The following is a 25117-nucleotide window of genomic DNA, read 5'->3' as shown; positions in this document are numbered from 1 at the left end:
CTAATTTTAAAGTCTGCAAATATAAACATTCAGTAGGATTTTAAAATAGTTTGCAACCATTCATTTCCGATATTTCATAAATTTATAAGAATAGTTTTGGTAATGATTATATAATATTTAGTTAATTCTTGTTGGTCTTCAGCTAGTTATTTTTGATAAAAATTAAAAATACACTTATGAAGAAATATGGGATTACACTATTAGCGGCAATTATGATATTGTCAAGTTGCGAAAAGGACTCTGATAAAGAGGGATCTCCTGAGTTGGTGATCAATGAAAACGCTGCCACTTTCAAAGAAATTGGTTCAATTGTGATTGGTGGTGCTGGAGCTGCTGAAATAAGTGCGTATGATGAGGTTTCTAAAAAGTTATTTACCGTAAACAACAGTAATACGAATAGAATTGATGTTATCGACTTATCTAATCCATCAAGTCCGGTTTTTGTAGCAAGTATCGATTTAACGCCGTTTAATGGAACTTCAAATAGCGTTGCAACTTTTAATGGTAAATTAGCAGTTGCATTAGAAGCAAAACCAAATAAGCAAGATGCAGGAAAGGTGGTCGTTCTTGATACGGCTAAGTACAGTGTCATCAAAGAAATTACGGTTGGTGCTTTACCGGATATGATTACTTTCTCTCCTGACGGAAATTATATCATGACTGCCAATGAAGGTGAGCCAAATGATACGTATTCTATAGATCCCGACGGTTCTGTTTCGATTATCGCAGTCAATAATAATTATGCAGTGACGACTTTAAATTTCGGAAGTTTTAGCAATCAATTGAGTACATTGAAAACCAAAGGATTCAGAATTGCAAGTCCAACTAATAATTTTGCCTCAGATATTGAACCGGAATACATCACGATTTCTGCTGATTCAAAAACGGCTTGGGTGACTTTACAGGAAAATAACGGAGTAGCTAAAATTGATTTGGCAACCAAAACGATCACTACTATTTTTCCTTTAGGTTTTAAAGACTACAATCTTGCCGAAAATGCTATTGACATTAGTGATAAAGATGGAGGTGTTTTGGCTAATACATGGAAAGTTAAAGGAATGTTTCAACCCGATGCAATTAGTAATTTTGAAATAAATAATATTCCTTATTTTGTTACTGCAAATGAAGGAGATGCTAGAGAATATAGTGCTTTTGTTGATGTAAAAAGAATTAGCAGCTCTTCGGTTGTTCTGGATCCATTAGCGTTTCCTAATGCGGCGGCTTTAAAAGCTGAGGCAAGTATGGGAAGATTGAATATCAATACCAAAATGGGTGATACGGACGGCGATGGTGATTTTGATGAATTAGTTTCTTTTGGAGCCCGTTCGTTCTCTATTTGGAATGGAAACACAGGAGAAATGGTTTATGATAGTAAAAATGAATTAGACAAGAAAGCGCAAGAGTTTGGTGTCTATGATGACAATCGAAGTGATGATAAATCAGTAGAACCAGAATCAGTTGTTGTTGCTAAAATGGGACAAAAAACTATTCTTTTCGTTGGATTGGAAAGAGCAGATGCTCTTATGGTGTATGATGTCACTATTCCAGCAACTCCAAAATTTTTACAGATTTTAAAAACAGGTGATGCACCAGAAGGGTTACTTTTTATTCCAGCTTCGAAAAGTCCAACCAAAAGAAGTTTAGTAGTGGTGAGCAGTGAAGGTGACGGTACCGTTAAAATATTTCAACCAGATTTAAATTAAAAGTAGAAGTTTTAAATAAAATCCCTGCTTAGAATAATTTCTTAGCAGGGATTTTTTAATTATATAATGACGATTTAGTCGATGGCTCTTTTTGTAATATCACCAAAAGCATCAATTCTTCTGTCTCTGAAAAATGGCCAGTTCTGACGCACATTTTCCTGTAAGTCTAAATCTACTTCAGCAATCAGGATTTCTTCTTTGTCGTGTGAGGCTTGCGCCAAAATTTCGCCTTGTGGTCCCGCAATAAATGAAGATCCCCAAAACTGAATTCCCGCCGTATCAGGCAAGTATTGCTCTAAACCAATTCGGTTTGCTGCGGCAACATAAACGCCATTCGCAACCGCATGTCCTTTCATTACACTCATCCAGGCGCCATGTTGGTTTTCACCGTATTGTTCTTTTTCTTGTGGATGCCATCCAATTGCGGTTGGGTAAAACAATACTTCAGCACCTTGTAGAGCCGTCAAACGAGCTGCTTCCGGATACCATTGATCCCAACAAATCAGCGTTCCAACTTTTCCTTTTTTAGTTGGAATCGTTTTAAAGCCCAAATCACCGGGGGTGAAATAGAATTTTTCATAAAAATGAGGATCGTCCGGAATGTGCATTTTGCGGTATAATCCTGCTTCGGAACCATCAGTATCAATAATGTAGGCGCTATTGTGGTATATTCCTGCCATTCTTTTTTCGAAGAAAGGAACAATAATTACCACTCCTAATTCTTTTGCCAAAGCACTAAAAGCGATAAAAGAAGTACTATACAAAGGTTCTGCTAAAGCAAAGTTATCTACATCTTCACTTTGACAAAAATAATGACTGCTATATAATTCCGGCAACGAAATAACTTCGGCACCTTGATTTGCTGCATCACGAACCCAACTTAAACATTTTTTTAGATTGTTTTCGGCAATATCATTAAGGTTTAATTGGATGACTGCTATTTTGTATTTCTTGTTTGGCATGACTAAAATTTTAGACTGCAAAAATAGTGAATTTTATAAAGAGTAGAAAATAGAGATAATGTGTTTTTTTAGGATTTTAATTAGTCGTTGTTCATATTTATTGGTTTTTTTAGATTTACACTTACTTTTAAAGAATTTGTACATGGATATAGAGAACATTTACTTTAAACATCCGGATTTTGAGCCATAGAAAAATTAATATAAAATTGGCACTAACAAAACAAGGAGGTTTTATTTTTGTAGGTAGTATTACAGCAAATAAAAGGGGTCAAGTTTTTACTTTACCAAAATACTGTAATTTAGTATTTATTAAATTTTTACAATTATGAAAGAAGAATTCAAAATCATCGATAAAGAAGACATAACTCTTCTTAAATTTCCACAAACAGACGTCCTTAACGATGTTGACGAAATAAAAACTAGAATAAGTGAGATCAACAGGGCTTTAGCATTGGGTAATTTAGAACATTCAAAAATTAAAATTTACTTTGAGGATAACGAATCAAAAAAAATAGTTGACACAACGGTTTGGGGTGTTACAGACAAAAATGTGATCTTAAAGCAAGGTGTGATGATTCCAATTCACAGAATATATAAGTTGTTTTAGTATATTGGTATTCTTTAATTCTTTGGTGCAGTTCTTTAGATCACTTTCTGTGCAAGCAAGTGTTCTGCTCTTGCCGTTACAAATTTATAGTAGTCAGTTTTTGTTGATATTCATGAGTGAGACTAAAGTGTCTTTACTTTTTGCCAATTATCTTTTTAAACAGGGTTACAATTCCCAAGACAATAGCACCAAATACAAGGCCGATTATAAATTCAGTTATTATGGACGGTATTTGTGGTAGTATGTCGTGCAGGAACGGAATTTCATGTACAAATATGCCGCCAGCCACTAATAATAAAGCGATTGTACCTATTACGGATAAACTTTTGATGACTTTTGGCAAGGCTTGTACCAGAATATTTCCTAACGTTTTTGAAAAACTTTTCTCTTTGGAACTCAGTTGCATCAGTTTTAAACCTGCTTCATCCATTCGGATAATTAGGGCCACAATGCCGTAAACACCAACGGTTGCTATGATTGCAATGATAGAAACTACCATTATTTGTGATGAAATGGGTTTGCCAATTACAGTTCCCAATGCAATAATTACGATTTCTACTGATAAAATAAAATCGGTTACTATAGCTGATTTGATTTTTTCTTTTTCGAAAGCTAAAATTTGTTCCTCGGTCAACAGTTCCATTAAAATTTCGTGTTTTGCATGTTCGTGGGGGAAGAAGTATTCGTATATTTTTTCGGCGCCTTCGTAAGCTAAATAAAGTCCGCCAAGTACTAAAATTATGATAACAGCTACCGGTAAAAATGCACTCAGTAGAAAGGCGATGGGTAAAATGATTACTTTATTTAGGAAAGAACCTTTTGTAATTGCCCATAATACGGGGAGTTCTCTTGACGAAATAAATCCGGAAGCTTTCTCGGCATTTACGGCTAAATCATCACCTAAAATACCAGCCGTTTTTTTGGCTGCAATTTTACTCATTACTGCAACATCATCCATGATTGCTGCGATATCATCTAATAGTGCGAAAAAACCTGATGCCATTTTGATTGTTTTTTACAGCGCGGATTTTGGTATTGTTGTACCCAAATCTAATCTACGCATATTGATTGTTTAGTGATGCGAAGCTACTACTTTTTGATTTACTCTATTTATAAAACAGGTAAATTTTTAGTTAATATTCACCCAAAATCTTTCTGTAGTAGCGATACTGTTTTTAATTACATTTGAAATAAAAATAAGTATGCAATTTAAACATGTATTTAAAGCTAAATTAGATTGGCTTTTTTCCAAGAAGGAAGCGGCGACGTATACTAAAAGTCATACCATAACTATTGATGGTAAGACTGTTTTAAATGTTTCGGCTGCTAAAGCTTTCAAAGGAGATCCTGCTTTGTACAATCCTGAAGACCTGTTATTGAGTAGCGTGGTATCCTGTCACATGATGTCTTACTTGTATGTTTGTAAACAAAATGGTATCGACGTGATAACCTATACGGACGAGGCAGAGGCAACTCTGGAAATTTCGGACGACGGTAGCGGGCGCTTTATTGTGATTAAACTGAATCCAAAAGTTCGGATTACTAACAAAGAAAAAGTAGAAGAGGCACTTAGCTTGCATAAAAAAGCAAACAAACTCTGTTTTATAGCCAATTCGTGTAATTTTCCAATTGTACACTTTCCAACTTGTGAAGTTGCAGGTATAAATTAAAGTTGGAATGTCGTTTTTACTTTTTTGTGGATTTTAATTATAAAATGGCAAGCAAATCAGCTGGTTTACTTCAAAAAAACTGTAAAGTATAAAAAAACACTAGCCTTTCGACCAGTGTTTTCATAAGTTTAAATGTTTCTAGAAACTTGAGAAACTCACTCACTTTGATTTCTAAAAACCAGTTTTCCATCAAAAGCATCTATCAACACAATGCTGTCGGTTGTTATTTTTCCGGATAGAATTTCTTTGGATAATTCATTGAGCACGTCTCTTTGAATCACTCTTTTCACGGGTCTGGCTCCAAATTGTGGATCGTATCCTTTCTCTGATAAGTAGGCAATAGCTTCCGGAGTCGCGTCCATCGTGATGCCTTGTTGTGCCAACATTTTGCTTACGCTTTTTAGTTGTAAACCTACAATTTGAGCTATATTTTTAGTAGTCAATGGCGTGAACATTACGATTTCATCAATACGATTGATAAATTCAGGACGCACCGTTTGTTTTAGCAACCCTAGAACTTCTATCTTGGCCAATTCTGTTGCCGCTTCCACACTTCCTTTTAGATTTTCGAATTTCTCCTGAATAATCTGGCTTCCCATGTTTGAAGTCATGATGATAATCGTGTTTTTAAAATCGGCTAAACGCCCTTTGTTATCTGTCAAACGTCCTTCATCCAAGACTTGTAGCAAGATATTAAACGTGTCCGGATGGGCTTTTTCAATCTCATCCAACAAAATCACAGAATACGGTTTTCTACGTACGGCTTCGGTCAATTGTCCGCCTTCATCATAACCTACATATCCCGGAGGCGCACCCATCAAACGACTTACGCTGTGGCGTTCTTGATATTCACTCATGTCAATACGGGTCATCGCATTTTCATCGTCGAACAGGTATTCGGCCAAGGCTTTTGCCAATTCGGTTTTACCAACTCCCGTAGTTCCAAGGAAAAGAAAGGTTCCCACCGGTTTTTTCATGTCCTGCAATCCCGCACGGCTTCTGCGCACGGCATCACTTACGGCTTCAATGGCTTCTTCCTGTCCTACGACTCTGTGATGCAATTCATCTTCCAGTTTCAGTAGTTTTTCTCGTTCGCCTTGAAGCATTTTCATTACTGGAATTCCGGTCCATTTAGCCACTACTTCGGCAATGTCTTCGCGGGTAACTTCTTCTTTTATCAACGAAGTTCCGGATTGGTTTTCTTGTAATTCCTTGAGTAAAATAGCTAAACGTTCTTGCGCTTCCTTGATTTTACCATACCGAATTTCAGCTACTTTTCCATAATCGCCTTCACGTTCTGCACGTTCAGCTTCGTATTTAAAGTCTTCAATCTCCGTTTTTACGGCTTGAATATTATCGACAACGTCTTTCTCTGATTTCCATTTGGCGTAGATTTCGTTGCGATCTTCTTTGAGATTGGCCAAATCCATTCCCAAAATTTTAAGTTTGCTTTCGTCTTTTTCTCGTTTAATGGCTTCAATTTCAATTTCCAATTGCATGATTTTTCGATCCAAAACATCCAGTTCTTCGGGTTTCGAATTGATTTCCATACGCAGTTTTGAAGCGGCTTCATCCATTAAATCAATAGCTTTATCTGGAAGAAACCGGTTGGTAATATACCGTTGCGATAGTTCGACAGCGGCAATAATAGCATCGTCTTTGATTTGGACTTTATGATGCGTTTCGTATTTTTCTTTAATTCCGCGCAAAATAGAAATAGCACTTTCGGTATCCGGTTCTTCGACCACAATTTTTTGGAAACGTCTTTCGAGTGCTTTGTCTTTTTCAAAATATTTTTGATATTCGTCCAATGTTGTGGCTCCAATGGCGCGAAGTTCTCCACGAGCCAAAGCCGGTTTCAGAATATTAGCCGCATCCATAGCGCCTTCGCCACCACCAGCTCCCACAAGGGTATGGATTTCGTCAATGAATAAAACTATATCGCCTTCGGCAGAAGTCACTTCTTTCACCACGGATTTTAATCGTTCTTCAAATTCTCCTTTGTATTTGGCGCCAGCAATCAAAGCTCCCATATCAAGCGAATAAACGATTTTATCTTTCAAATTATCTGGAACATCTCCATCTACAATTCGGTGTGCCAATCCTTCAGCAATGGCGGTTTTTCCCACTCCTGGTTCTCCCACGAGCATTGGGTTGTTTTTAGTTCTTCGGGTTAGAATTTGTAATACCCTGCGTATTTCCTCGTCACGACCAATTACTGGATCGAGTTTCCCTGCTCGAGCTAATTCGTTAAGATTTTTGGCATATTTATTTAAGGAATTATAGGTTTCTTCAGCAGATGCCGAAGTTACCCGTTCTCCTTTTCGCAATTCATCGATAGCAGCTTTTAGCCCTTTTCCGGTAACGCCCTGATCTTTTAATATTTGGGATACTTTACTTTTAGAATCAAAAATTGATAAAATTAAATGCTCCACAGAAACGAATTCATCATTCATTTTTTTTGCAATAATTTCAGCTTCGTTCAGCGTGGTGTTTGCAGTTCTGGAAAGCATAATTTCGCCACCAGAAACTTTTGGAAAACTCTGGATTGTACTGTTTAATATTTGAAGAAACAAGGGCACATTTACATTCAGTTTTTTTAAAATAAAAGGTGCCACATTTTCGTCGACTTCAAAAATAGCTTTAAAAATATGTTCATTTTCTATTTGTTGTTGCCCATAGCTTTGTGCCAATTGTTGCGAAAGCTGAATGGCTTCCTGGGATTTGATTGTAAATTTATTTATGTTCATGATGGTACATTGTTTTGTAGCTTTTACTTAACTTTACGAATTATATTCAATATATATTCCAATACAATAATACAGACAAATTGACGGAAAATTTATGATTGGTATCATACTTTAAAGTCAAAATGTCTTAAAAAAAGACAATTATGAGTTTTTTCAAAAATATTTTTAGTAGTTCAGACGACAAGGATTTTAAAGAAAACAAAATCAACTGGAATGAATTAACTGATTTGGTACAACTGGATGAAATTATCGCTATTTCAAATGAAAAACCGGTAGCCATTTTCAAACACAGTACTCGATGCAGTATAAGTAGAATGGCGCTAAAACAGTTTGAAAATGAGTTCAATAGTTCAGATAAAGTTACACCTTATTTTTTAGATTTAATAGCGCATCGCGATATTTCTAATGAAATTGTAAATCGTTTTGGAGTGACCCATCAATCTCCACAATTGATTTTAATTAAAGACGGAAAAGCCATTTATAATGTTTCGCACAGTGATATTGATGCGGAGGAGTTAGGAAGAAAAGTATAGTAAATAGGATTGTTTTAAATAGTTTACCGCAAATTCGCTAATTAATCACTGTATTAAATTAGCGAATTTGCGGTTTTATTTTTTAGACAAACCGGTAAAAATAATTAGTAGGAATCGTCCATTTTTTTCTTAATTTGATCTAAACACAAATTATTAATACTTCCTTCGTGTGTATGTTTGGTTTCTTTTGGAGATTGGAAAGTACCATTTTCTAATTGCTCAGCAACGGCTTTATACGCATCTCTAAAAGGCATTCCTGCAACAACCATTTCGTTTAAGGAATCTACCGTAAACAAATAATCGTATTTTTTATCGTCTAAAATGTGTTTTTTCACTTTAATGTCTTTAATCGCAAAAATAGCGATATCTAAACATGCTTTCAGGTTTTGAATTGCTGGAAATAAACCTTCTTTCAATAATTGTAAATCTCTGTGATAACCACTAGGAAGGTTGTTGGTAATTAAAGTAATTTCGTATGGCAATGCTTGAATCTTGTTGCATTTTCCACGAATCAATTCAAAAACATCCGGATTTTTCTTATGCGGCATGATACTCGAGCCTGTTGTAAGATGGGCAGGCAAAGTGATGAAATCAAAATTCTGACTCATATACAAACAAACATCCATAGAAAATTTTGCCAAAGTTGCAGCAACACTACTCATGGCAAAAGCAACCGTTTTTTCTGATTTTCCACGGCTCATTTGTGCCGCTACAGAATTGAATTTTAAGGTTTCAAACCCTAATTCTTTAGTCGTAAATGTTCTATCGATAGGAAAAGAACTTCCGTAACCTGCGGCCGAACCTAATGGATTTTGGTCTACAATTTTCAAAGCGGCATTCAGCATCGTTACATCATCAATTAAGGTTTCGGCATAGGCAGAAAACCACATTCCAAAAGAAGAAGGCATCGCAATTTGAAGGTGAGTATATCCTGGCAATAAAATATTTTGATGTTTTTCGGCCGACTCCATTAGCAAATCAAAAAGACTTTTTACTTGTTGCTTTAGTTCTTTAACCACGTCTTTTAGATACAAATTAACGTCTACCAATACTTGATCGTTACGAGAACGAGCAGTATGAATTTTTTTTCCGGCATCGCCTAATTTTACCGTTAATAGATACTCGATTTTAGAATGTACGTCCTCGAAACTGTCTTCGATTTCGAATTTACCGTTTTCAACGTCTCTTATAATTTCTTCCAAAGCCAAAACCAGAGAAACGGTTTCGGAGTCTGTTAGAAGACCAATTTGTCCAAGCATTTTTGCATGTGCTATAGAACCTAAAGCATCGTATTTTGCCAGCACTAAATCCAGTTCTCTGTCGTTACCAACGGTGAAATGTTCTATTTGTTTATCTGTTGGTATTCCTTTTTCCCAAAGTTTCATGATTTTTATTTTTTTTTCGTAGGGACAAGTCGCGACTTGTCCCTACAGATTATTATTATTTAAAAAAATCAGTTAGTATTTTGATATACAATTGAATTCCTTCTTCTATTTCGTTTATAAATATAAATTCGTCTGCCGAGTGTGACCGCAGGGTTTCACCAGGTCCTAATTTCAAGGATTGACAACTCAAAACCGATTGATCCGAAAGGGTAGGCGATCCATACGTGGTTCTTCCCAATGTTATTCCTGCTTGTACTAATTCGTGTGCAACAGGAATTGATGACGCATTTAAATGCATCGAACGTGGATTGACTTCGGCAGTCAAATGTTTTTTTACAATATCTAATATTTCTTGATTATTATAACGATCATTCACTCTGATATCGACAACCAAATGACATTCGGCGGGAACTACGTTGTGTTGTTTACCTGCAGTGACTTGTGTTACGGTCATTTTTACAGGACCTAAAACCTCCGATATTTTTTCGAATTGATAGCTGTTAAACCATTCGATAACGGGTATCGCATTGTAAATAGGATTGTCAGGATTGTTGTGTGCAGCGTGACTTGCAGTACCTTTTACGATGACATCGAGTACCAATAATCCTTTTTCGGCTACGGCCAATTGCATCAATGTAGGTTCTCCCACAATCGCACATTCAAGTTTCGGTAAATGTTTCAATACGCTGTTTAATCCATTTTTCCCGCTGCTTTCTTCTTCGGCTGAAGCTACCATCACAATATTGTAAGGCAGATTCTCATTCGAATAAAAATGTACAAAAGTGGCTAAAAGTGAAACCAGACAACCTCCCGCATCATTGCTTCCCAGTCCAAATAATTTGCCGTCTTTTACGATAGCTTCAAATGGATCATTAGTATAACCTTGGTTTGGTTTTACAGTATCGTGGTGCGAATTGAGTAATAGCGTAGGTTTGGTGGTATCAAAATGTTTATTGAAAGCCCAAATATTGTTATTCTCTCTTTCGAAAGGAATACTATTTTGTGTAAACCAATTTTCGATTAAAAGTGCAGTTTGGTCTTCTTCACTTGAAAATGAAGGCGTTTCAATCAGTGCTTTTAATAGCGAAATGGCTTCTTGTGTAAGGATTTCTATATTTTTCATACTTATTTTAGCCACGGATTCACAGATTTTTTTTTAATTGAAATAAAAAATTTTGTGCAAATCTGTGAAATTTGTGTTCAACTTTTTTTATAATTTGATGCGTGTGCAAATTGCCTTTGAATCTTTCAACATTCGGTGATGACCAATTTTTATTTTTTGAACTCCCTTGGATAAACTGTTGAAACAGTTGTCTAATTTAGGGATCATGCCAGAATGTATGGCGCCTTCGACTTTTAATTTAGAATATAATTCTTGATTTATGTTCTCAATTACGGAAGAATCATCTTCGGCATCATGTAAAACGCCGGGTTTTTCGAAGCAATAATTCAAAGTTACATCAAAAAATTCTGATAAAGCAATTGCCAATTCGCTAGCAATGGTATCGGCATTCGTGTTTAATAATTGTCCTTTTCCATCGTGTGTTATTGCGCAAAATACAGGAACTATTCCAGTTGAAAGTAATGTTTCTAACAATTCCGTATTCACTTTTTTTACATCGCCCACAAAACCATAATTGATTGTAGGATGGTTTCTTTTATCCGATAGAATTAAATTTCCATCAGCACCAGAGAACCCCATCGCATTAGTTGATTTTGATTGTAATTGGGTAACAATATTTTTGTTGATTTGACCTGCATAAATCATCACAACTACATCAAGCATAGCGGCATCGGTGATGCGTCTTCCATCAATCATTTGTGGAATTAAACCAATGCTTTCGGCCATTTTGGTAGCTGATTTTCCTCCGCCATGAACGAGTATTTTGTAGCCTTCAATCTTAGAAAAATCGGATAAAAATTGTGACAATTCCGTTGGGTTATCAATGATGTTTCCACCAATTTTTATGATTGAAAGGGATTTTAGGTTCTGGGTTTTGGGTTTTGGACTCATTTTTAATATTTTAAAAATCTTTTCTCTATTTTCCACTTTCTAAAATCTTCTGCAACACTAATTGCGCGGCATAGGTTCTATTATTGGCTTGTTCGATAACAATTGAATTTTCACTGTCAATCACTTCATCCGTTACAATTACGTTACGTCTTACTGGCAAACAGTGCATGAATTTAGCATTATTGGTCAGCTTCATTTTATCGGCAGTTACGGTCCAGTTTGGGTCGGAATTTGTAATCTGACCATACTCGTTATAATTGCTCCAGTTTTTGGCATAGATAAAATCGGCGTTTTCGAAAGCTTTGTCTTGGTCGTATTCAATCTTGGAGTCTTTCGTGATTTCAGGATTCAATTCGTAGCCTTCAGGATGCGTAATTACAAAATCAGCCTCTTGTAATTGCATCATTTCCACAAAGGAATTGGGTACCGCTTGAGGTAAAGCTTTAGGATGTGGTGCCCAAGTCAAAACTACTTTTGGACGGTGTTCCGTTTTGTGTTCAGCCATTGTAATTGCATCGGCTAGTGATTGTAATGGATGTCCTGTAGCACTTTCCATATTGACAACCGGTACCGTGGCGTATTTTAAGAAACCCATAAGAACGGTTTCGGCATTGTCTTTTTCTTTGTCTACCAATCCGGCAAAAGCCCTGATGGCAATAATATCGCAATATTGAGAAACTACTGCAGCCGCTTCTTTAATATGTTCCGAAGCACCGGAGTTCATGATGGCTCCATCTTCAAATTCTAATGTCCAACCTTCGCTGGTGAAATTCATTACCATGACGTTCATTCCCAAATTCAAAGCTGCTTTTTGTGTACTCAAACGTGTTCTTAAACTGGAATTAAAAAACAACATTCCTAAGGTTTTGTTCTTACCCAGTTTTTTATTTTTAAGTGGTTTTTTCTTGATTTTTAATGCTTGTTTCACCCATTCGTCGAGCGAATCTATGTTTTGTATGGATATGTAGTTCATTATCTTAATTTGTTTAATCGGTTATTTACTTCGTCAGTTCGCTTTGCTCGTGTGTTTAATCAATTAACCGAATTAACGATTAACCGCATCAACATTTATACAATTTTAGTAAATGGTATTTCGTTTTTTAAAGCTTTTAAAATAAAATTGTCTTCCAAGCCATTTACAATCCAGGTTTCGATAGTAGCGGCTTTGGCGATTGCCGATGCTTCAATTTTAGACTGCATTCCGCCAGTTCCATGTGAGGATTTTGAATCGCCGATTTCTTTTTCCAATACTTTTAAATCAGTTACCAAAGAAATGGTTTCAGGAACGGCATCATGGATGGATGCTTTGGTATAAATCCCATTCGTATTGGTGGCGATAATTAGAAGGTCAACATTTAATAAAACGGCTGTTAGCGCAGCTAATTTATCATTATCACCAAACTGGATCTCATCCGTTGCTACGGTATCATTTTCATTGATAATTGGGATGTAATTATTTTTGACTAACACATTGATGGTGTTTACGATATTTACTTTAGATTGTTCTTTTTCAAAATCAGAATAAGAAAGTAAACATTGCGAAATCAGCAATCCTAAATCACGGAAATTTTCATGATAAATCCGCATTAAATGTGGCTGACCAATCGAAGCTAGTGCTTGTTTTACAAAAACATCTTTGTCGTGGTTGTCCAGTTTTACAAATTGTTTGGCCGCAGCAATCGCGCCCGAACTCACAATGATAAACTCGTACTCGTCTTGTAAAACCGCTATTTGCATTCCAATATCTTCAATCTTTCCTCTCGAAATGTGATTGGTTTCTTTGGTTAATGTATTGCTTCCTAACTTTAATAAAATTCTTTTTTTGGCCATTTTTATTTTTTGTTTAGACAAGTCGCAACTTGTCTCTACTAATTTTTACCTGATTTGTCCATTTCCGTAAATATACCACTTATTAGTAACTAGATGTTGCAAGCCGATTGGCCCACGTTGGTGTAATTTGTCCGTGCTTATCGCCAATTCGCCACCTAAACCAAACTGTCCTCCATCCGTGAATCGGGTAGAGGCGTTTTGATATACGGCTGCAGTATCTACATTTTCCATGAATTTCTGGGCAATTGCATCATTTTTTGTGATTATAGAAGCCGAATGACCTCCACAATATTTATTTATTTTGTCAATTGCTTCCTGATCCGAATTGGTTGTTCCAATAACAATTTTATAATCCAAAAACTCTTCGTACCAAATTAAATCCGATTCAATCTGAGGAACAGCTGTTGCTCTGGAAATGCTTTCATCTCCCAAAATCGTAACGTTTCTTTGTTGTAATTCGGTAGTTATTTTTTTTGCAAAAGCTTCCCAGTTTTCAAGATTAGTATCAATTAAAACTTTATCTAAAGCATTGCAAACAGATATGTTAGAGATTTTTCCGTTAATAATAATGTCTAGCGCTTTTTTTAAATCGGCTTCTTTATTTACATACACAAAATTATTACCTCGACCACTAATTATTACGGGACAAGTAGCGTGTTTTTTTACAAAAGCGATTAAGTTCTCGCCACCACGAGGAACGATTAAGTCCACTTTTTGTGTGGGTTTTTCTAAAAACGTTTGTGTTTCTTCCCGATTGTAATTCAAGTATTCCACCCATTCCTTTGATACATTGTTTGTTATTAAAGCCTGATGCCATAATTCCACAATTTTCAAGTTGGATTTCAAAGATTCTTTTCCGCCTTTCAATAGAATTTTATTTCCGGATTTAAAAGCGATTCCGCCAGCTTCAACAGTAACATCGGGTCTGGATTCATAAATAATCATTATGGTTCCAAAAGCCGCTGTTTTATTAATGATTTTCATTCCGTTTTCATGGTCGAAATTAAAACGTTCTACGCCAATAGGATCTTCCTGACTTGCTAATTGTTGCAGGGACAAAATCATACCGTCAATTTTGGCGTCATCAACGAGTAAACGTTTTTCCATAGCCAAATCATCCCCAGAATAATTATTGATATCCTGTTGATTCACCCTTTTAAGGTTGGCTCTTTCTAGTTCAAGAAGTTTAGCCATATGGCTTAAAACGGCATTTCGTTTTTCTATTGCTAATACGTGGTTCATTAGTTTTTGGTTTACTATTTTAAAAAAATCTAAGGATATAAGTTACATAAGTTTAAGAGCTTAGAAGATTTATATGTTTAAAAAATCATTTTAATTCTGCCAATGTTTCTTTTAAAGCTATAATAAAGGTATCGATTGCTTCTCTCTTGATTGTCAATGGAGGAAGAATTCTTAATAAGTTTTTATTGTTCGCATTTCCTGTAAAAATATGTTTGTCGATAATCATTTTTTTACGAAGATCACTTACGTCAAAATCAAATTCTACCCCTAGCATTAATCCTCTTCCTTTTACTTGGATCACTTCAGGAACTTGTTTGATTGCTTCTAAAAAATAGGCGTAAACATCATTTACGTTATCCATTAATTTTTGACTTTCAATTACATTTAAAACAGCAATTCCAGCGGCACAAGCCAAATGGTTTCCACCGAAAGTAGTTCCCAATAATCCATAACTCGCTGTAAATTTTGGAGAAATCATGATGCCTCCAATAGGAAATCCGTTGCCCATTCCTTTCGCCAGACAAATAATATCTGCTTTGATGTCATGATGTTGGTGTGCAAAAAACTTTCCGCTTCTTCCATATCCTGATTGCACTTCGTCCAAAATCAAAACTACATCGTAAGCCTTGCACATTTTTTCTAATGCCTGAAAAAATTCAGTAGTTCCTTGGTCTAAACCGCCAACGCCTTGAATTCCCTCGATAATAATAGAAGAAACATCGCCTTTTTTTAGTTCGTTTTCTACCAACTCAATATTATTCAATGGCAAGAAAGTAACAATTTGTTGCGCATTGATTGGCGCAACAATTTTTTTATTATCTGTCACTGCAACTGCCGCCGAAGTTCTTCCATGAAAGGAATTATCAAAAGCGATTACTCTGGTTTTAGTGTTGTGAAAAGAGGCTAATTTCAATGCGTTTTCATTGGCTTCAGCACCAGAACTGCACAAGAATAAAGAGTAGTCTTCCAATCCGGAGAGTTTCCCTAATTTCTCTGCTAATTCTACTTGCAATGGATTCTGAATCGCATTGGAATAAAAACCAATATTATCCAATTGATTTTTTAGTGAGGCAACATAATCCGGTTGGGTGTGTCCAATGGAAATTACACCATGACCGCCATATAAATCTAAATATTCCACACCTTTTTCATCTGTAATAGTACAATCTAGTGCTTTAACAGGTGTGATATTGTATAATGGGTAAACGTCAAATAAGTTCATAATAATCCTCCCCCTAACCCCCTCCGAAGGAGGGGGAATAAAAACTTGCAACGGGGGGTGTTGTTTTTATATTTATACTATTTTTTGCATTTCGTCTCCCTCCCCTTCGGGGAGGGTTGGGGAGGGGATTAAAATCCGCTTGGTTTCAAATGCAATCCTGTGGTTTCATCCAGTCCAAACATTAAATTCATGTTTTGAATGGCTTGTCCTGAAGCTCCTTTTGTTAAATTATCAATTACTGAAGTAATCAATAGCCGGTTTCCTTTTTTCATCAAACTAATAATACATTTATTCGTTTGAACTACTTGTTTCATGTTGATTCCAGTGGTGGTAATAGTTACGAAAGGGTGGTCCTTGTAAAAAGCCTCATATTTAGCCACTATATCTTCCAGGTTTTCTTCGATTGTTGTGTATAATGTTGCGAAAATCCCTCTGGCAAAATCACCTCTGTTGGGAACAAAAATCAATTCACTGGTATAATCCGCCTGCAATTGATTGACACTTTGGTTTATTTCGCCTAAATGTTGGTGCTCAAAAGCTTTATAATGCGACATATTGTTCGATCTCCAACTGAAATGTGTTGTTTTCGAAGGTGAAACTCCAGCTCCCGTGCTTCCGGTTGTGGCGTTGATATGAACATCAGTCGTAAGCATTTCGTTTTTAGCCAATGGTAATAACGCTAATTGAATTGCTGTTGCAAAACAACCTGGATTAGCGATAAATTGGGCATTTTTTATATTCGCTTTGTTTAATTCGGGCAAACCGTAAACGAAAGTTTTTCCGTTAAATTCTTTGTCTTTTGTTAATCTGAAATCATTTCCTAAATCGATGATTTTGGTATGACTCGCAAATTGGTTTTGTTCTAAAAACGATTTTGATTTACCATGACCTAAACACAAGAAAACTACATTCACATTTGGATTTACAGTATCGGTAAAGTTCATTTCGATATCGCCCATCAAATCATGATGCGCGACATGAAGTGGTTTTCCGGCGTTTGTCGTGCTGTACACAAAATCAAGTGTAGCATTGGGATGAAACATCAATATTCTGATGAGTTCACCCGCAGTATAACCTGAACCGCCAATTATTCCAATATTAATCATAATCTTATTTTTTAAACGTACTAGAATTAATCCTTATTGGAGTAATTCGATTTGTATTATTTTTTAACCACATAGATACATAGATTTTATTAATTTTATATAGCGTTTCACTTATTGGAGTAAAATATAGCTTTGTGTAACCAAGAATTGGTCTATATAAGTTCTTTTTTCTATGTTTCTATGTGGTTAAATTTTATATTTATTGATTAATTCAGAATTTCAATTAATCATGGGTTAGTTTATTTACAGATGAAAATATGTTTTGGGCATTCCCCAGAATTTTGATAAATCCTTTGGCGTCATCAGAGGTCCATGCGTTGTTCATTTCTCCGTATTGACCAAACGTGGTATTCATTAAGTCATTTTCAGATTCAATACCATCCAATGTAAAGTGATATGGTTTTAGCGAAACGATAACGGTACCGTTTACAGTGGTTTGGGTATCTTCCAGAAAAGCCTCGATGTTTCTCATTACAGGATCCAAGAATTGTCCTTCATGAAACAACATTCCGTACCAGTTTCCTAATTGTTCTTTCCAGTATTGTTGCCATTTACCCAGCGTATGTTTCTCTAATAAATGGTGTGCTTTGATGATGATTAAAGGCGCAGCGGCTTCAAAACCAACTCTTCCTTTTATTCCAATAATGGTGTCGCCTACGTGCGTGTCTCTACCTATAGCATATGCATTTGCCAGTTTTTCTAAGGCAACGATGTTTTTTGTTGGGATGTCCAATGTTCCGTTGATGCCTACTAGTTGTCCTTTTTCAAATTGTAGAGTCACTTTTTCTTCTCCAGTTTTTTGCAATTGAGAAGGGTACGCTTCACTTGGTAAAGTTTGATTTGACGTCAATGTTTCTTTACCGCCTACGCTTGTTCCCCACAATCCTTTATTGATGGAATATTGTGCTTTTTCCCAAGAATAATGAACTCCATTTTTAGATAAATAATCCACTTCTTCCTGTCTTGATAATTTTAAATCTCTAATAGGAGTTATGATTTCAATTTCGGGAGCGATGGTTTGGAAAATTAAATCAAAACGAATTTGATCATTTCCTGCACCAGTACTTCCGTGGGCAATTGCTTCGGCACCCACAGATTTTGCATATTTAATCGCTTCGATAGCTTGAAAAACACGTTCGGCACTTACTGATAATGGATAGGTATTATTTTTTAATACATTTCCATAAATCAAATATTTAATGGCTTTGTCATAATATTTATCAACGATGGTAAGATTTGTATGCTGCGCACTTCCTAATTCGTAAGCTCTTGCTTCAATAGCGGCTAGTTCGGCATCATCAAATCCGCCTGTATTTATAAGAACGGTATGAACTTCATATCCTTTTTCGTTTTTTAAATATTTTAGGCAATATGAGGTATCTAATCCTCCGCTATAAGCTAATACAACTTTTTTCATAATTATTGTTTTTTCTTCCCCCCAGCCCCTCCGAAGGAGGGGGAGCCGAAACTGGCAAAGGGGAATTTTTTGTTATGATTATTTTATTTTTCTCTTTGGCTCCCTCCCCTTCGGGGAGGGCTGGGGAGGGGGTTATTTTTTTAAGAAAAGCGCTTCTTTAATTGATTTTAATCGGTTTGATATTTTGACATTAAAGGGGTGCTTAGGCGGATCTTTAGGCTTTTCTTTTGGGTCATAAAGCATTCCGGTGCATAAACACATTTTGTTGTCTTTACTTTTTAGAATTTCATAATTGGTACAGGTTTGACATCCTTTCCAAAAACTTTGATCGCTCGTCAATTCTGAAAAAGGAACAGGTTTATACCCCAAATCGGAATTGATTTTCATTACCGCTAAACCAGTGGTGATTCCAAAAACTTTAGCCTCTGGATATTTTTTTAACGAATAGTCAAAAACAAATGATTTAATTTTTTTTGCTAAGCCTAGATTTCTGTAATCCGGATGTACAATCAACCCGGAATGTGCTACAAATTTTCCGTGTTGCCAACTTTCGATATAGCAAAAACCGGCAAATTTCCCGTTGTCTAATGCGATAACGGCGTCTTTGTTTTCCATTTTTTTCTGGATGTATTCAGGAGTTCTTTTAGCAATTCCCGTACCTCTCAATAGTGCGGATAATTCTATGGTTTCGCATATTTCCTGCGAATATTTATAATGTTCTTCCTGAGTTGTTATGATAGAAATGTTCATGTCAAAAGCTGGATTTTTGAGTTATAAAATGATTTAGGGGTCTTTTTTGAAATGCATTTTTTCTAAAATCTATTGTTTTTTCAAAACGGGTCAGGGCAGTACAATAAAATGAATTAAAGTGCACTAATGATGCCTTAGTTTTAATTTGTGGATAGATTGATCCAGTGAAAAATAGCGGTAATTTCAAAACAAAAAAATAAAATGAATAAAGATACGAAACAGCTTTTGGGTACTATATCGATAGCATCCGTACTTCGGGAGAAGTAGAAGGTCTGTTTTTCCGTGACAAAGAAGTTATATGTACACTTATTGTATTCATTGATACAAAAGTACACATATTTTTATAACACAACGCTACTTTTGTCTTTTGTAACAAAGTTTTAATAGATTGTTGTTTTTTTTAATCCAAGAAAAACGCATTTACAGGCATAAGTATCAAGGCGTTTATCGAATAGTAAAGTCTTTAAAACATCAGTTTCTAAACTTGTTTTGGTTGATAATTTCTTTAATTTTAGATTTTAAATCTTCTCCAGTGTCATAAACCATTTGTTCGCTACTAGGAAAAGGAATTGGACTTCTGTCAAAATAAGAATAATTATCATCAGTGGCGAGTCGGTCTCCTTTGTAAGTGGCATTTATAGTTTTGAGGTTATCCACCATAACAACTTTCCTTTTTCGTCTAAAACTTCTTTCCCATTAGTATCAATCAGTTTTTTGACACTGTCTTTGATGATGCGTTCTTTTACAAATTATCTTTCTTTAATTTGCTCTGGCGAAATATAAATTTATCTAAAATGGATTGCCATTCCATAATCATACCCAATTCCTTTTTGTTTGTTGCTGAGGTAAACAGTCCATTTATCGTTTAATCCCAATGTGCAGAAGTCCAACAAATCATTTTGAAGACGAACCGGAATAATCATGTTCGTTTCGTTTTTAGTGAAAACCGAAACATAATCAAAACCTTTAAATTCAGCCTCATCCAGCAAATAAACATATTCCTGCTTGCTTTTTTTGTCTTTATTGATATTCAAATTCGAATTATCAATTGTCTGATCGTAATTTCCGGAGCTTAACAAGTTTTGGGTTTGCTTTACGCCACATGAGGAGAGTAGTACAAAAAAGGAGAATAAAAAGGTGATTTTTTCCCTGTGGTTTAGTATTAAATAATGGTGTTGTTCCGGCAGTTTATTTTAAGTGGATTTTTTTTTGTTTTTAGTTTAATGCTTAAAAAAAGCCATAAAAAAACCCAACAAAAAGAGTACAATTGTTAGGTTTTTGGAGGAGTATTTTATTTTTTATTTGCGAACAAAAGGAGGGAGCAGTTTGCTGGAAACTTCACCAAAGCCAATGCGTACTTGTCCGTTTAGACAATATCCTTTCATAATAACAGTATCATTATCATTGATGAATTTACGTTCAGTTCCATCCTTTAGTTTTATAGGATTTTTCCCGCCCCATGATAATTCTAACATGGAACCGTAACTGTCCGGTGTAGGGCCTGAAATGGTGCCAGAGCCCATCATATCGCCAGAATTTACACGGCAACCATTAGAGGTATGGTGTGCTAATTGCTGGCTCATGGTCCAATACATATATTTGAAATTCGAACGTGAAATCACAGTTGCTTCTGATTTTTCAGGTTGTATGGCTACTTCTAAATTAATGTCAAAAGAATGTTTTCCTTTTTGTTGCAAATAGGGAAGTGGCGTCGGTTCTTGTTTGGGTCCTCTTGTTCTAAAGGGTTCCAAAGCATCCATAGTAACAATCCAGGGTGAAATAGAAGTGGCAAAGTTTTTTGCTAAGAAGGGGCCTAGCGGCACGTATTCCCATTTTTGAATATCGCGAGCACTCCAGTCATTCAATAAAACCATTCCGAAAATATAATCTTCGGCTTCGGATACTGCAATATTTTCTCCCATGATATTGACATCCGTAGTGATAAAAGCGGTTTCCAGTTCAAAATCAACAGAACGGGAAGGCCCAAAAACAGGTGTGGTTTCACCATTAGGTAAGGTTTGTCCCATAGGTCTGTGTACAGGAATTCCGGAAGGAATAATGGTAGAACTTCGTCCATGATATCCTACAGGAATGTGAAGCCAGTTGGGCAATAATGCGTTTTCAGGATCGCGAAACATTTTCCCTACATTTGTAGCGTGTTCCTTGCTTGAATAAAAATCCGTATAATCGCCAATTAATACGGGTAACTGCATTTCTATATCTTCCATTTCAAAGATGATTATATCTCTGTCTTTGGTATTATCTTGTAATTTCAGATTTTTTTCGTCAAAAATTTCAGCAATTCGGTTTCGAACCAAACGCCAGGTTTTTTGGCCGTCTGAAATAAAATCATTTAAAGTGTCCTGCATGAACATATCATCGGTCAGTTCTATACCTTCAAAATAATTTAATTGTTGTAAAGCACCCAAATCGATTGCGAAATCTCCAATTCTAGTTCCAACTGTTACGATGTTTTCTTTGGTTAAAAAAACACCAAAAGGAATATTTTGAATGGGAAAATCACTATTGAATGGTACTTCTAGCCAGGACTTTCTATTGGTATCGTTAGCTGTTATCGGCATATTTTGTTAATTATTTTGTTAAAAAATTACTCATCAAATATATTATAATCTAACTATTAACCAAACGTTTTTTTGTATTTTTGCATCAAAATTAACGAAAATCAAAGAAATGCAACGCGACGAACAAATTTTCGACCTTATTCTGGAAGAACAAGAAAGACAAATTCACGGATTAGAACTTATCGCTTCGGAAAACTTCGTAAGTGATGAAGTAATGGAAGCAGCTGGGTCTGTTTTAACTAACAAATATGCTGAAGGGTATCCTGGCAAAAGATACTACGGCGGTTGTGAAGTAGTTGATGTTGTGGAACAAATTGCTATTGATCGAGCTAAAGAATTATTTGGTGCTGCATATGCAAATGTACAGCCACATTCTGGTTCTCAAGCCAATACAGCGGTTTACCACGCTTGTATCAAACCAGGAGATAAAATTTTAGGTTTTGACTTGTCTCATGGTGGGCACTTAACGCATGGTTCTCCTGTAAATTTCTCGGGACGTTTGTATACTCCGTCTTTTTATGGTGTTGACAAAGAAACTGGACGGTTAAATTACGATAAAATTCAAGAAATAGCCACTAAAGAGCAACCAAAACTAATCATCGCAGGCGCTTCGGCTTATTCTCGTGATATGGATTTTGAGCGATTCAGAGTAATTGCTGATAGTGTTGGCGCTATTTTATTAGCAGATATTTCTCACCCTGCCGGGCTTATCGCCAAAGGCTTGATGAATGATCCATTGCCCCATTGCCATATTGTAACTACTACAACTCACAAAACATTGCGTGGCCCTCGTGGAGGATTAATTTTGATGGGTAAAGATTTCGAAAATCCATTTGGTTTAACCACTCCAAAAGGAGAAATCAGAATGATGTCTTCCTTATTAGACTTGGCCGTTTTCCCAGGAAATCAAGGTGGTCCGTTAATGCATATTATTGCTGCAAAAGCAGTCGCGTTTGGCGAAGCTTTGAAAGATGAATTTTTCACCTATGCGTTACAATTGCAAAAAAACGCAAATGCAATGGCAGATGCTTTTGTAAAAAGAGGGTACGAAATCATTTCTGGCGGCACGGACAATCACATGATGCTAATTGATTTAAGAAATAAAAATATTTCTGGAAAAGATGCTGAAAATGCATTGGTAAAAGCAGAAATTACTGTGAATAAAAACATGGTACCTTTTGATGATAAATCACCATTTGTAACCTCAGGTATTCGTGTAGGAACTCCAGCTATTACCACTCGTGGTCTGGTTGAGGAAGATATGGAAACCATTGTGGCATTAATAGACCGGGTATTAATGAACCATACGGATGAAGATATTATCGAAGAAGTAGCCAATAAAGTAAACGAAATGATGAGCGAAAGAGCTATCTTCGTATACTAAAAAATACGTCTTAAAGGTTTTGAAGTCGAAAGTCGAAAGTCTTTGATTAGAATTTAATATTCTGTCTTAGTTTTTGGCTTTCGACTTTATGACTTTATGACTTTCTAACTTTAAGACTAAAAAAATGTCCGTACTACGATTAAAATTACCAACAGATCCCAGATGGGTCAATATTGTAGAAAAAAATATCGAGGAAATTCTCACAGATCACGCTTGGTGCGAACAGAAAGCAGCCACAAATGCGATTACAATAATTACCAATAACTCGGAGCATCAGGATCTAGTGAAGGATTTATTGGCTTTGGCCAAAGAAGAACTTGATCATTTTGAGCAAGTACATGATATTATCATTAAACGCGGCCTAAAGTTGGGACGCGAGCGTAAGGATGATTATGTCAATGAACTGTATCTGTACATGAAAAAAAACGCTACCGGAAACAGGATTTCTGCTTTAGTGGAACGGTTATTGTTTTCAGCTATGATAGAGGCCAGAAGCTGTGAGCGTTTCAAGGTGCTTTCAGAGAATATCAACGATGAAGAATTAGCTATTTTTTATAGGAATTTAATGGAAAGCGAAGCAGGACATTATACCACTTTTATAACCTATGCACGTAAATATGGGGTAGGAATCGATGTTGAAAAACGATGGAGAGAATGGCTGGAATTTGAGGAGAATGTTATAACAAATTATGGAAATAAAGAAACAATTCATGGATAAAATCTATTTATGTGTTTTTATTTTTATTTTAAATAAATTTATATTCGTGTAATTATACTAGTAATCAGTAATTTGTGTTTTATTTCTTTTTAAAGAATGCTGTTTTAATTCTAAACTATTTTTTTTTGCTGTAAATTTATATTTTTTGATTTATATTTATGTTTTTAAATTTAATTCTAACAATTATCTATTGCTATGAAGCTCAATTTTAATTATGATGGAAACATAGCTTGCAGGGCTATATTGCAAGAGCAATTAGAAAAATTAGAGATTAATTATCAACTTTTAGACTTAGGGCAAATTGAAATTGTGGATGCTATTTCAGAAGAGAGTTTGAACGCACTTCAGGATGTTTTAAAAAAATATGGGATTCAAATTATCAATAATCCAAAAGCACAATTAATTCAAAAAATTAAAGATGCTATTATAGAAATAGTGTACGATAAAGATAAATTTCCGGACGTAACGATATCTCAATATTTAGCAGACAAACTGAACTTCAGATATGGGTATATCACTAATGTTTTTTCAGAATATACCCATACCTCTATTGAGAATTTCATTATTATTCAAAAGATTGAAAGAGCAAAAAAATTAATAATTGAAGAGAAACTGACTTTAACGGAGATTTCGTATGAGTTAAACTATAGCAGTGTAGCCTATTTGTCTACGCAATTTAAAAAAGTAACCGGATTAACTCCTTCCTTGTTTAAAAGAATTGTAGGTAAAAGAAGGAAATTATCAAACAAAGAATAAATAAAATTTAAAAAATAATTCCCTATTTTATGATTGCACACCAAGATTCAATGCATATTCTTCTGGCTGATGATGACGAAGATGATCGCACTTTTTTTAGTGAAGCTTTGCAAGAACTCAAAATGAATAATGATTTAACACTGTTTAAAGATGGTAAAGACCTGATGGATTATTTAGAAAACCCATTGAGTAAGTTGCCCCATGTTTTATTTCTGGATTTGAATATGCCCGGAAAAACAGGACTGGATTGTTTGAATGAGATTAGAGCCAACAGCCGATTTAAAGAGGTTTCAATTGCAATATATTCTACTTCTTCCTCAGAGAAAGATATTGAAGATACTTTTATTAAAGGAGCCAATATTTATATTAAAAAGCCAAATGACTTTATAATGTTGAAAAAAGTAATCAAGGAAGTTGTACACATGAATTGGCAATTTCATTCTTCAGGACTAAACATAGAAACTTTTTTCTTTAGCATATAAAAAA

At 35.4% G+C, this 25117-nt stretch carries 24 protein-coding genes; 8 read left to right on the top strand and 16 right to left on the bottom strand.

The window, feature by feature from the left end; genetic code table 11:
• Window positions 1-176 precede the first annotated feature (176 nt).
• Window positions 177-1703, top strand: a complete 1527-nt coding sequence (locus tag EKL99_RS02580; RefSeq protein ID WP_126576344.1) for a choice-of-anchor I family protein — start codon at window positions 177-179, stop codon at window positions 1701-1703.
• 74 nt (window positions 1704-1777) lie between these two features.
• Here EKL99_RS02580 and EKL99_RS02575 read toward each other — a convergent pair whose 3' ends face one another.
• On the bottom strand, window positions 1778-2665 hold the full coding sequence (locus EKL99_RS02575) for a carbon-nitrogen hydrolase (RefSeq protein WP_126462866.1): 888 nt from the start codon (window positions 2663-2665) through the stop codon (window positions 1778-1780).
• A gap of 325 nt (window positions 2666-2990) precedes the next feature.
• Here EKL99_RS02575 and EKL99_RS02570 point away from each other — a divergent pair, with 325 nt between their 5' ends.
• Window positions 2991-3272, top strand: coding sequence for a hypothetical protein (locus tag EKL99_RS02570; RefSeq protein ID WP_126452385.1), 282 nt, complete (start codon window positions 2991-2993; stop codon window positions 3270-3272).
• A 133-nt stretch (window positions 3273-3405) separates the two neighbouring features.
• On the opposite strand, the gene EKL99_RS02565 is transcribed toward EKL99_RS02570, so the two are convergent.
• Window positions 3406-4275, bottom strand: coding sequence for a DUF808 domain-containing protein (locus tag EKL99_RS02565; RefSeq protein WP_126462863.1), 870 nt, complete (start codon window positions 4273-4275; stop codon window positions 3406-3408).
• A 199-nt stretch (window positions 4276-4474) separates the two neighbouring features.
• Between EKL99_RS02565 and EKL99_RS02560 the strand changes: the two genes are divergently transcribed.
• Complete coding sequence (locus EKL99_RS02560) at window positions 4475-4942, top strand: OsmC family protein (RefSeq protein WP_126462860.1); 468 nt, start codon at window positions 4475-4477, stop codon at window positions 4940-4942.
• A gap of 155 nt (window positions 4943-5097) precedes the next feature.
• Here EKL99_RS02560 and clpB read toward each other — a convergent pair whose 3' ends face one another.
• Window positions 5098-7692, bottom strand: coding sequence for an ATP-dependent chaperone ClpB (gene clpB / locus EKL99_RS02555; protein ID WP_126576343.1), 2595 nt, complete (start codon window positions 7690-7692; stop codon window positions 5098-5100).
• A 143-nt stretch (window positions 7693-7835) separates the two neighbouring features.
• Here clpB and ytxJ point away from each other — a divergent pair, with 143 nt between their 5' ends.
• On the top strand, window positions 7836-8225 hold the full coding sequence (gene ytxJ / locus EKL99_RS02550) for a bacillithiol system redox-active protein YtxJ (RefSeq protein ID WP_126553668.1): 390 nt from the start codon (window positions 7836-7838) through the stop codon (window positions 8223-8225).
• A 104-nt stretch (window positions 8226-8329) separates the two neighbouring features.
• Here ytxJ and argH read toward each other — a convergent pair whose 3' ends face one another.
• The 13 genes from argH to fahA form a co-directional block, all read right to left on the bottom strand.
• A complete protein-coding gene (gene argH / locus EKL99_RS02545; protein WP_126576342.1) occupies window positions 8330-9610 on the bottom strand; it encodes an argininosuccinate lyase in 1281 nt (426 codons plus the stop codon).
• A 55-nt stretch (window positions 9611-9665) separates the two neighbouring features.
• On the bottom strand, window positions 9666-10733 hold the full coding sequence (locus EKL99_RS02540; RefSeq protein ID WP_126553672.1) for a M20 family metallo-hydrolase: 1068 nt from the start codon (window positions 10731-10733) through the stop codon (window positions 9666-9668).
• Window positions 10734-10820: 87 nt separating this feature from the next.
• A complete protein-coding gene (argB, locus tag EKL99_RS02535) occupies window positions 10821-11624 on the bottom strand; it encodes an acetylglutamate kinase (RefSeq protein WP_126564236.1) in 804 nt (267 codons plus the stop codon).
• A 25-nt stretch (window positions 11625-11649) separates the two neighbouring features.
• A complete protein-coding gene (locus tag EKL99_RS02530; RefSeq protein WP_126564237.1) occupies window positions 11650-12597 on the bottom strand; it encodes an N-acetylornithine carbamoyltransferase in 948 nt (315 codons plus the stop codon).
• Window positions 12598-12692: 95 nt separating this feature from the next.
• Window positions 12693-13454 carry a glutamate 5-kinase gene (proB, locus tag EKL99_RS02525; RefSeq protein WP_126564238.1) on the bottom strand — a complete coding sequence of 254 codons (762 nt, stop codon included), beginning with the start codon at window positions 13452-13454 and terminating at the stop codon, window positions 12693-12695.
• Window positions 13455-13499: 45 nt separating this feature from the next.
• Window positions 13500-14696, bottom strand: coding sequence for a glutamate-5-semialdehyde dehydrogenase (locus EKL99_RS02520; protein WP_126576341.1), 1197 nt, complete (start codon window positions 14694-14696; stop codon window positions 13500-13502).
• An 85-nt stretch (window positions 14697-14781) separates the two neighbouring features.
• Window positions 14782-15918 (bottom strand): aspartate aminotransferase family protein, encoded by a 1137-nt coding sequence (locus EKL99_RS02515; protein ID WP_126576340.1) that lies wholly within the window; start codon window positions 15916-15918, stop codon window positions 14782-14784.
• A 128-nt stretch (window positions 15919-16046) separates the two neighbouring features.
• Window positions 16047-17024: an N-acetyl-gamma-glutamyl-phosphate reductase gene (gene argC / locus EKL99_RS02510; protein WP_126576339.1), complete on the bottom strand. Its 978-nt coding sequence runs from the start codon at window positions 17022-17024 to the stop codon at window positions 16047-16049.
• Window positions 17025-17247: 223 nt separating this feature from the next.
• A complete protein-coding gene (locus EKL99_RS02505; RefSeq protein ID WP_126576338.1) occupies window positions 17248-18441 on the bottom strand; it encodes an argininosuccinate synthase in 1194 nt (397 codons plus the stop codon).
• Between the two features lie 132 nt (window positions 18442-18573).
• Window positions 18574-19191, bottom strand: a complete 618-nt coding sequence (locus EKL99_RS02500) for a GNAT family N-acetyltransferase (RefSeq protein ID WP_126576337.1) — start codon at window positions 19189-19191, stop codon at window positions 18574-18576.
• Window positions 19192-19662: 471 nt separating this feature from the next.
• A complete protein-coding gene (locus tag EKL99_RS14855; protein ID WP_143392182.1) occupies window positions 19663-19851 on the bottom strand; it encodes a hypothetical protein in 189 nt (62 codons plus the stop codon).
• Between the two features lie 125 nt (window positions 19852-19976).
• Window positions 19977-20270 carry a hypothetical protein gene (locus EKL99_RS14850; protein WP_370453897.1) on the bottom strand — a complete coding sequence of 98 codons (294 nt, stop codon included), beginning with the start codon at window positions 20268-20270 and terminating at the stop codon, window positions 19977-19979.
• A gap of 219 nt (window positions 20271-20489) precedes the next feature.
• Window positions 20490-21773, bottom strand: coding sequence for a fumarylacetoacetase (fahA, locus tag EKL99_RS02490; protein ID WP_126462821.1), 1284 nt, complete (start codon window positions 21771-21773; stop codon window positions 20490-20492).
• 109 nt (window positions 21774-21882) lie between these two features.
• On the opposite strand from fahA, the gene glyA reads away from it, so the two are divergent.
• The 4 genes from glyA (at window position 21883) to EKL99_RS02470 (ending at window position 25113) form a co-directional block, all read left to right on the top strand.
• Window positions 21883-23157, top strand: a complete 1275-nt coding sequence (gene glyA / locus EKL99_RS02485; RefSeq protein ID WP_126553685.1) for a serine hydroxymethyltransferase — start codon at window positions 21883-21885, stop codon at window positions 23155-23157.
• Window positions 23158-23281: 124 nt separating this feature from the next.
• Complete coding sequence (locus EKL99_RS02480) at window positions 23282-23875, top strand: tRNA-(ms[2]io[6]A)-hydroxylase (protein ID WP_126462815.1); 594 nt, start codon at window positions 23282-23284, stop codon at window positions 23873-23875.
• Between the two features lie 195 nt (window positions 23876-24070).
• Complete coding sequence (locus EKL99_RS02475) at window positions 24071-24631, top strand: AraC family transcriptional regulator (protein WP_126462812.1); 561 nt, start codon at window positions 24071-24073, stop codon at window positions 24629-24631.
• Between the two features lie 29 nt (window positions 24632-24660).
• Entirely contained in the window at window positions 24661-25113 is a 453-nt protein-coding gene (locus tag EKL99_RS02470; RefSeq protein WP_231507360.1) for a response regulator, read from the top strand.
• The last annotated feature ends 4 nt before the right edge of the window (window positions 25114-25117 follow it).

The sequence above is a fragment of the Flavobacterium sp. ZB4P23 genome, assembly GCF_003970375.1.
Lineage (GTDB): Bacteria > Bacteroidota > Bacteroidia > Flavobacteriales > Flavobacteriaceae > Flavobacterium.
The sequence above is the reverse complement of the archived record's forward strand: the minus strand, read 5'-3'. Positions and strand labels throughout refer to the sequence as shown.

What these genes read in the sequence shown, in the direction of transcription:
- EKL99_RS02580 (WP_126576344.1), top strand. Translation starts at nt 177, where the DNA reads ATGAAGAAATATGGGATTACACTATTAGCGGCAATTATGATATTGTCA.
- EKL99_RS02575 (WP_126462866.1), bottom strand. Translation starts at nt 2,665, where the DNA reads ATGCCAAACAAGAAATACAAAATAGCAGTCATCCAATTAAACCTTAAT.
- EKL99_RS02570 (WP_126452385.1), top strand. Translation starts at nt 2,991, where the DNA reads ATGAAAGAAGAATTCAAAATCATCGATAAAGAAGACATAACTCTTCTT.
- EKL99_RS02565 (WP_126462863.1), bottom strand. Translation starts at nt 4,275, where the DNA reads ATGGCATCAGGTTTTTTCGCACTATTAGATGATATCGCAGCAATCATG.
- EKL99_RS02560 (WP_126462860.1), top strand. Translation starts at nt 4,475, where the DNA reads ATGCAATTTAAACATGTATTTAAAGCTAAATTAGATTGGCTTTTTTCC.
- clpB (WP_126576343.1), bottom strand. Translation starts at nt 7,692, where the DNA reads ATGAACATAAATAAATTTACAATCAAATCCCAGGAAGCCATTCAGCTT.
- ytxJ (WP_126553668.1), top strand. Translation starts at nt 7,836, where the DNA reads ATGAGTTTTTTCAAAAATATTTTTAGTAGTTCAGACGACAAGGATTTT.
- argH (WP_126576342.1), bottom strand. Translation starts at nt 9,610, where the DNA reads ATGAAACTTTGGGAAAAAGGAATACCAACAGATAAACAAATAGAACAT.
- EKL99_RS02540 (WP_126553672.1), bottom strand. Translation starts at nt 10,733, where the DNA reads ATGAAAAATATAGAAATCCTTACACAAGAAGCCATTTCGCTATTAAAA.
- argB (WP_126564236.1), bottom strand. Translation starts at nt 11,624, where the DNA reads ATGAGTCCAAAACCCAAAACCCAGAACCTAAAATCCCTTTCAATCATA.
- EKL99_RS02530 (WP_126564237.1), bottom strand. Translation starts at nt 12,597, where the DNA reads ATGAACTACATATCCATACAAAACATAGATTCGCTCGACGAATGGGTG.
- proB (WP_126564238.1), bottom strand. Translation starts at nt 13,454, where the DNA reads ATGGCCAAAAAAAGAATTTTATTAAAGTTAGGAAGCAATACATTAACC.
- EKL99_RS02520 (WP_126576341.1), bottom strand. Translation starts at nt 14,696, where the DNA reads ATGAACCACGTATTAGCAATAGAAAAACGAAATGCCGTTTTAAGCCAT.
- EKL99_RS02515 (WP_126576340.1), bottom strand. Translation starts at nt 15,918, where the DNA reads ATGAACTTATTTGACGTTTACCCATTATACAATATCACACCTGTTAAA.
- argC (WP_126576339.1), bottom strand. Translation starts at nt 17,024, where the DNA reads ATGATTAATATTGGAATAATTGGCGGTTCAGGTTATACTGCGGGTGAA.
- EKL99_RS02505 (WP_126576338.1), bottom strand. Translation starts at nt 18,441, where the DNA reads ATGAAAAAAGTTGTATTAGCTTATAGCGGAGGATTAGATACCTCATAT.
- EKL99_RS02500 (WP_126576337.1), bottom strand. Translation starts at nt 19,191, where the DNA reads ATGAACATTTCTATCATAACAACTCAGGAAGAACATTATAAATATTCG.
- EKL99_RS14855 (WP_143392182.1), bottom strand. Translation starts at nt 19,851, where the DNA reads ATGGTGGATAACCTCAAAACTATAAATGCCACTTACAAAGGAGACCGA.
- fahA (WP_126462821.1), bottom strand. Translation starts at nt 21,773, where the DNA reads ATGCCGATAACAGCTAACGATACCAATAGAAAGTCCTGGCTAGAAGTA.
- glyA (WP_126553685.1), top strand. Translation starts at nt 21,883, where the DNA reads ATGCAACGCGACGAACAAATTTTCGACCTTATTCTGGAAGAACAAGAA.
- EKL99_RS02480 (WP_126462815.1), top strand. Translation starts at nt 23,282, where the DNA reads ATGTCCGTACTACGATTAAAATTACCAACAGATCCCAGATGGGTCAAT.
- EKL99_RS02475 (WP_126462812.1), top strand. Translation starts at nt 24,071, where the DNA reads ATGAAGCTCAATTTTAATTATGATGGAAACATAGCTTGCAGGGCTATA.
- EKL99_RS02470 (WP_231507360.1), top strand. Translation starts at nt 24,661, where the DNA reads ATGATTGCACACCAAGATTCAATGCATATTCTTCTGGCTGATGATGAC.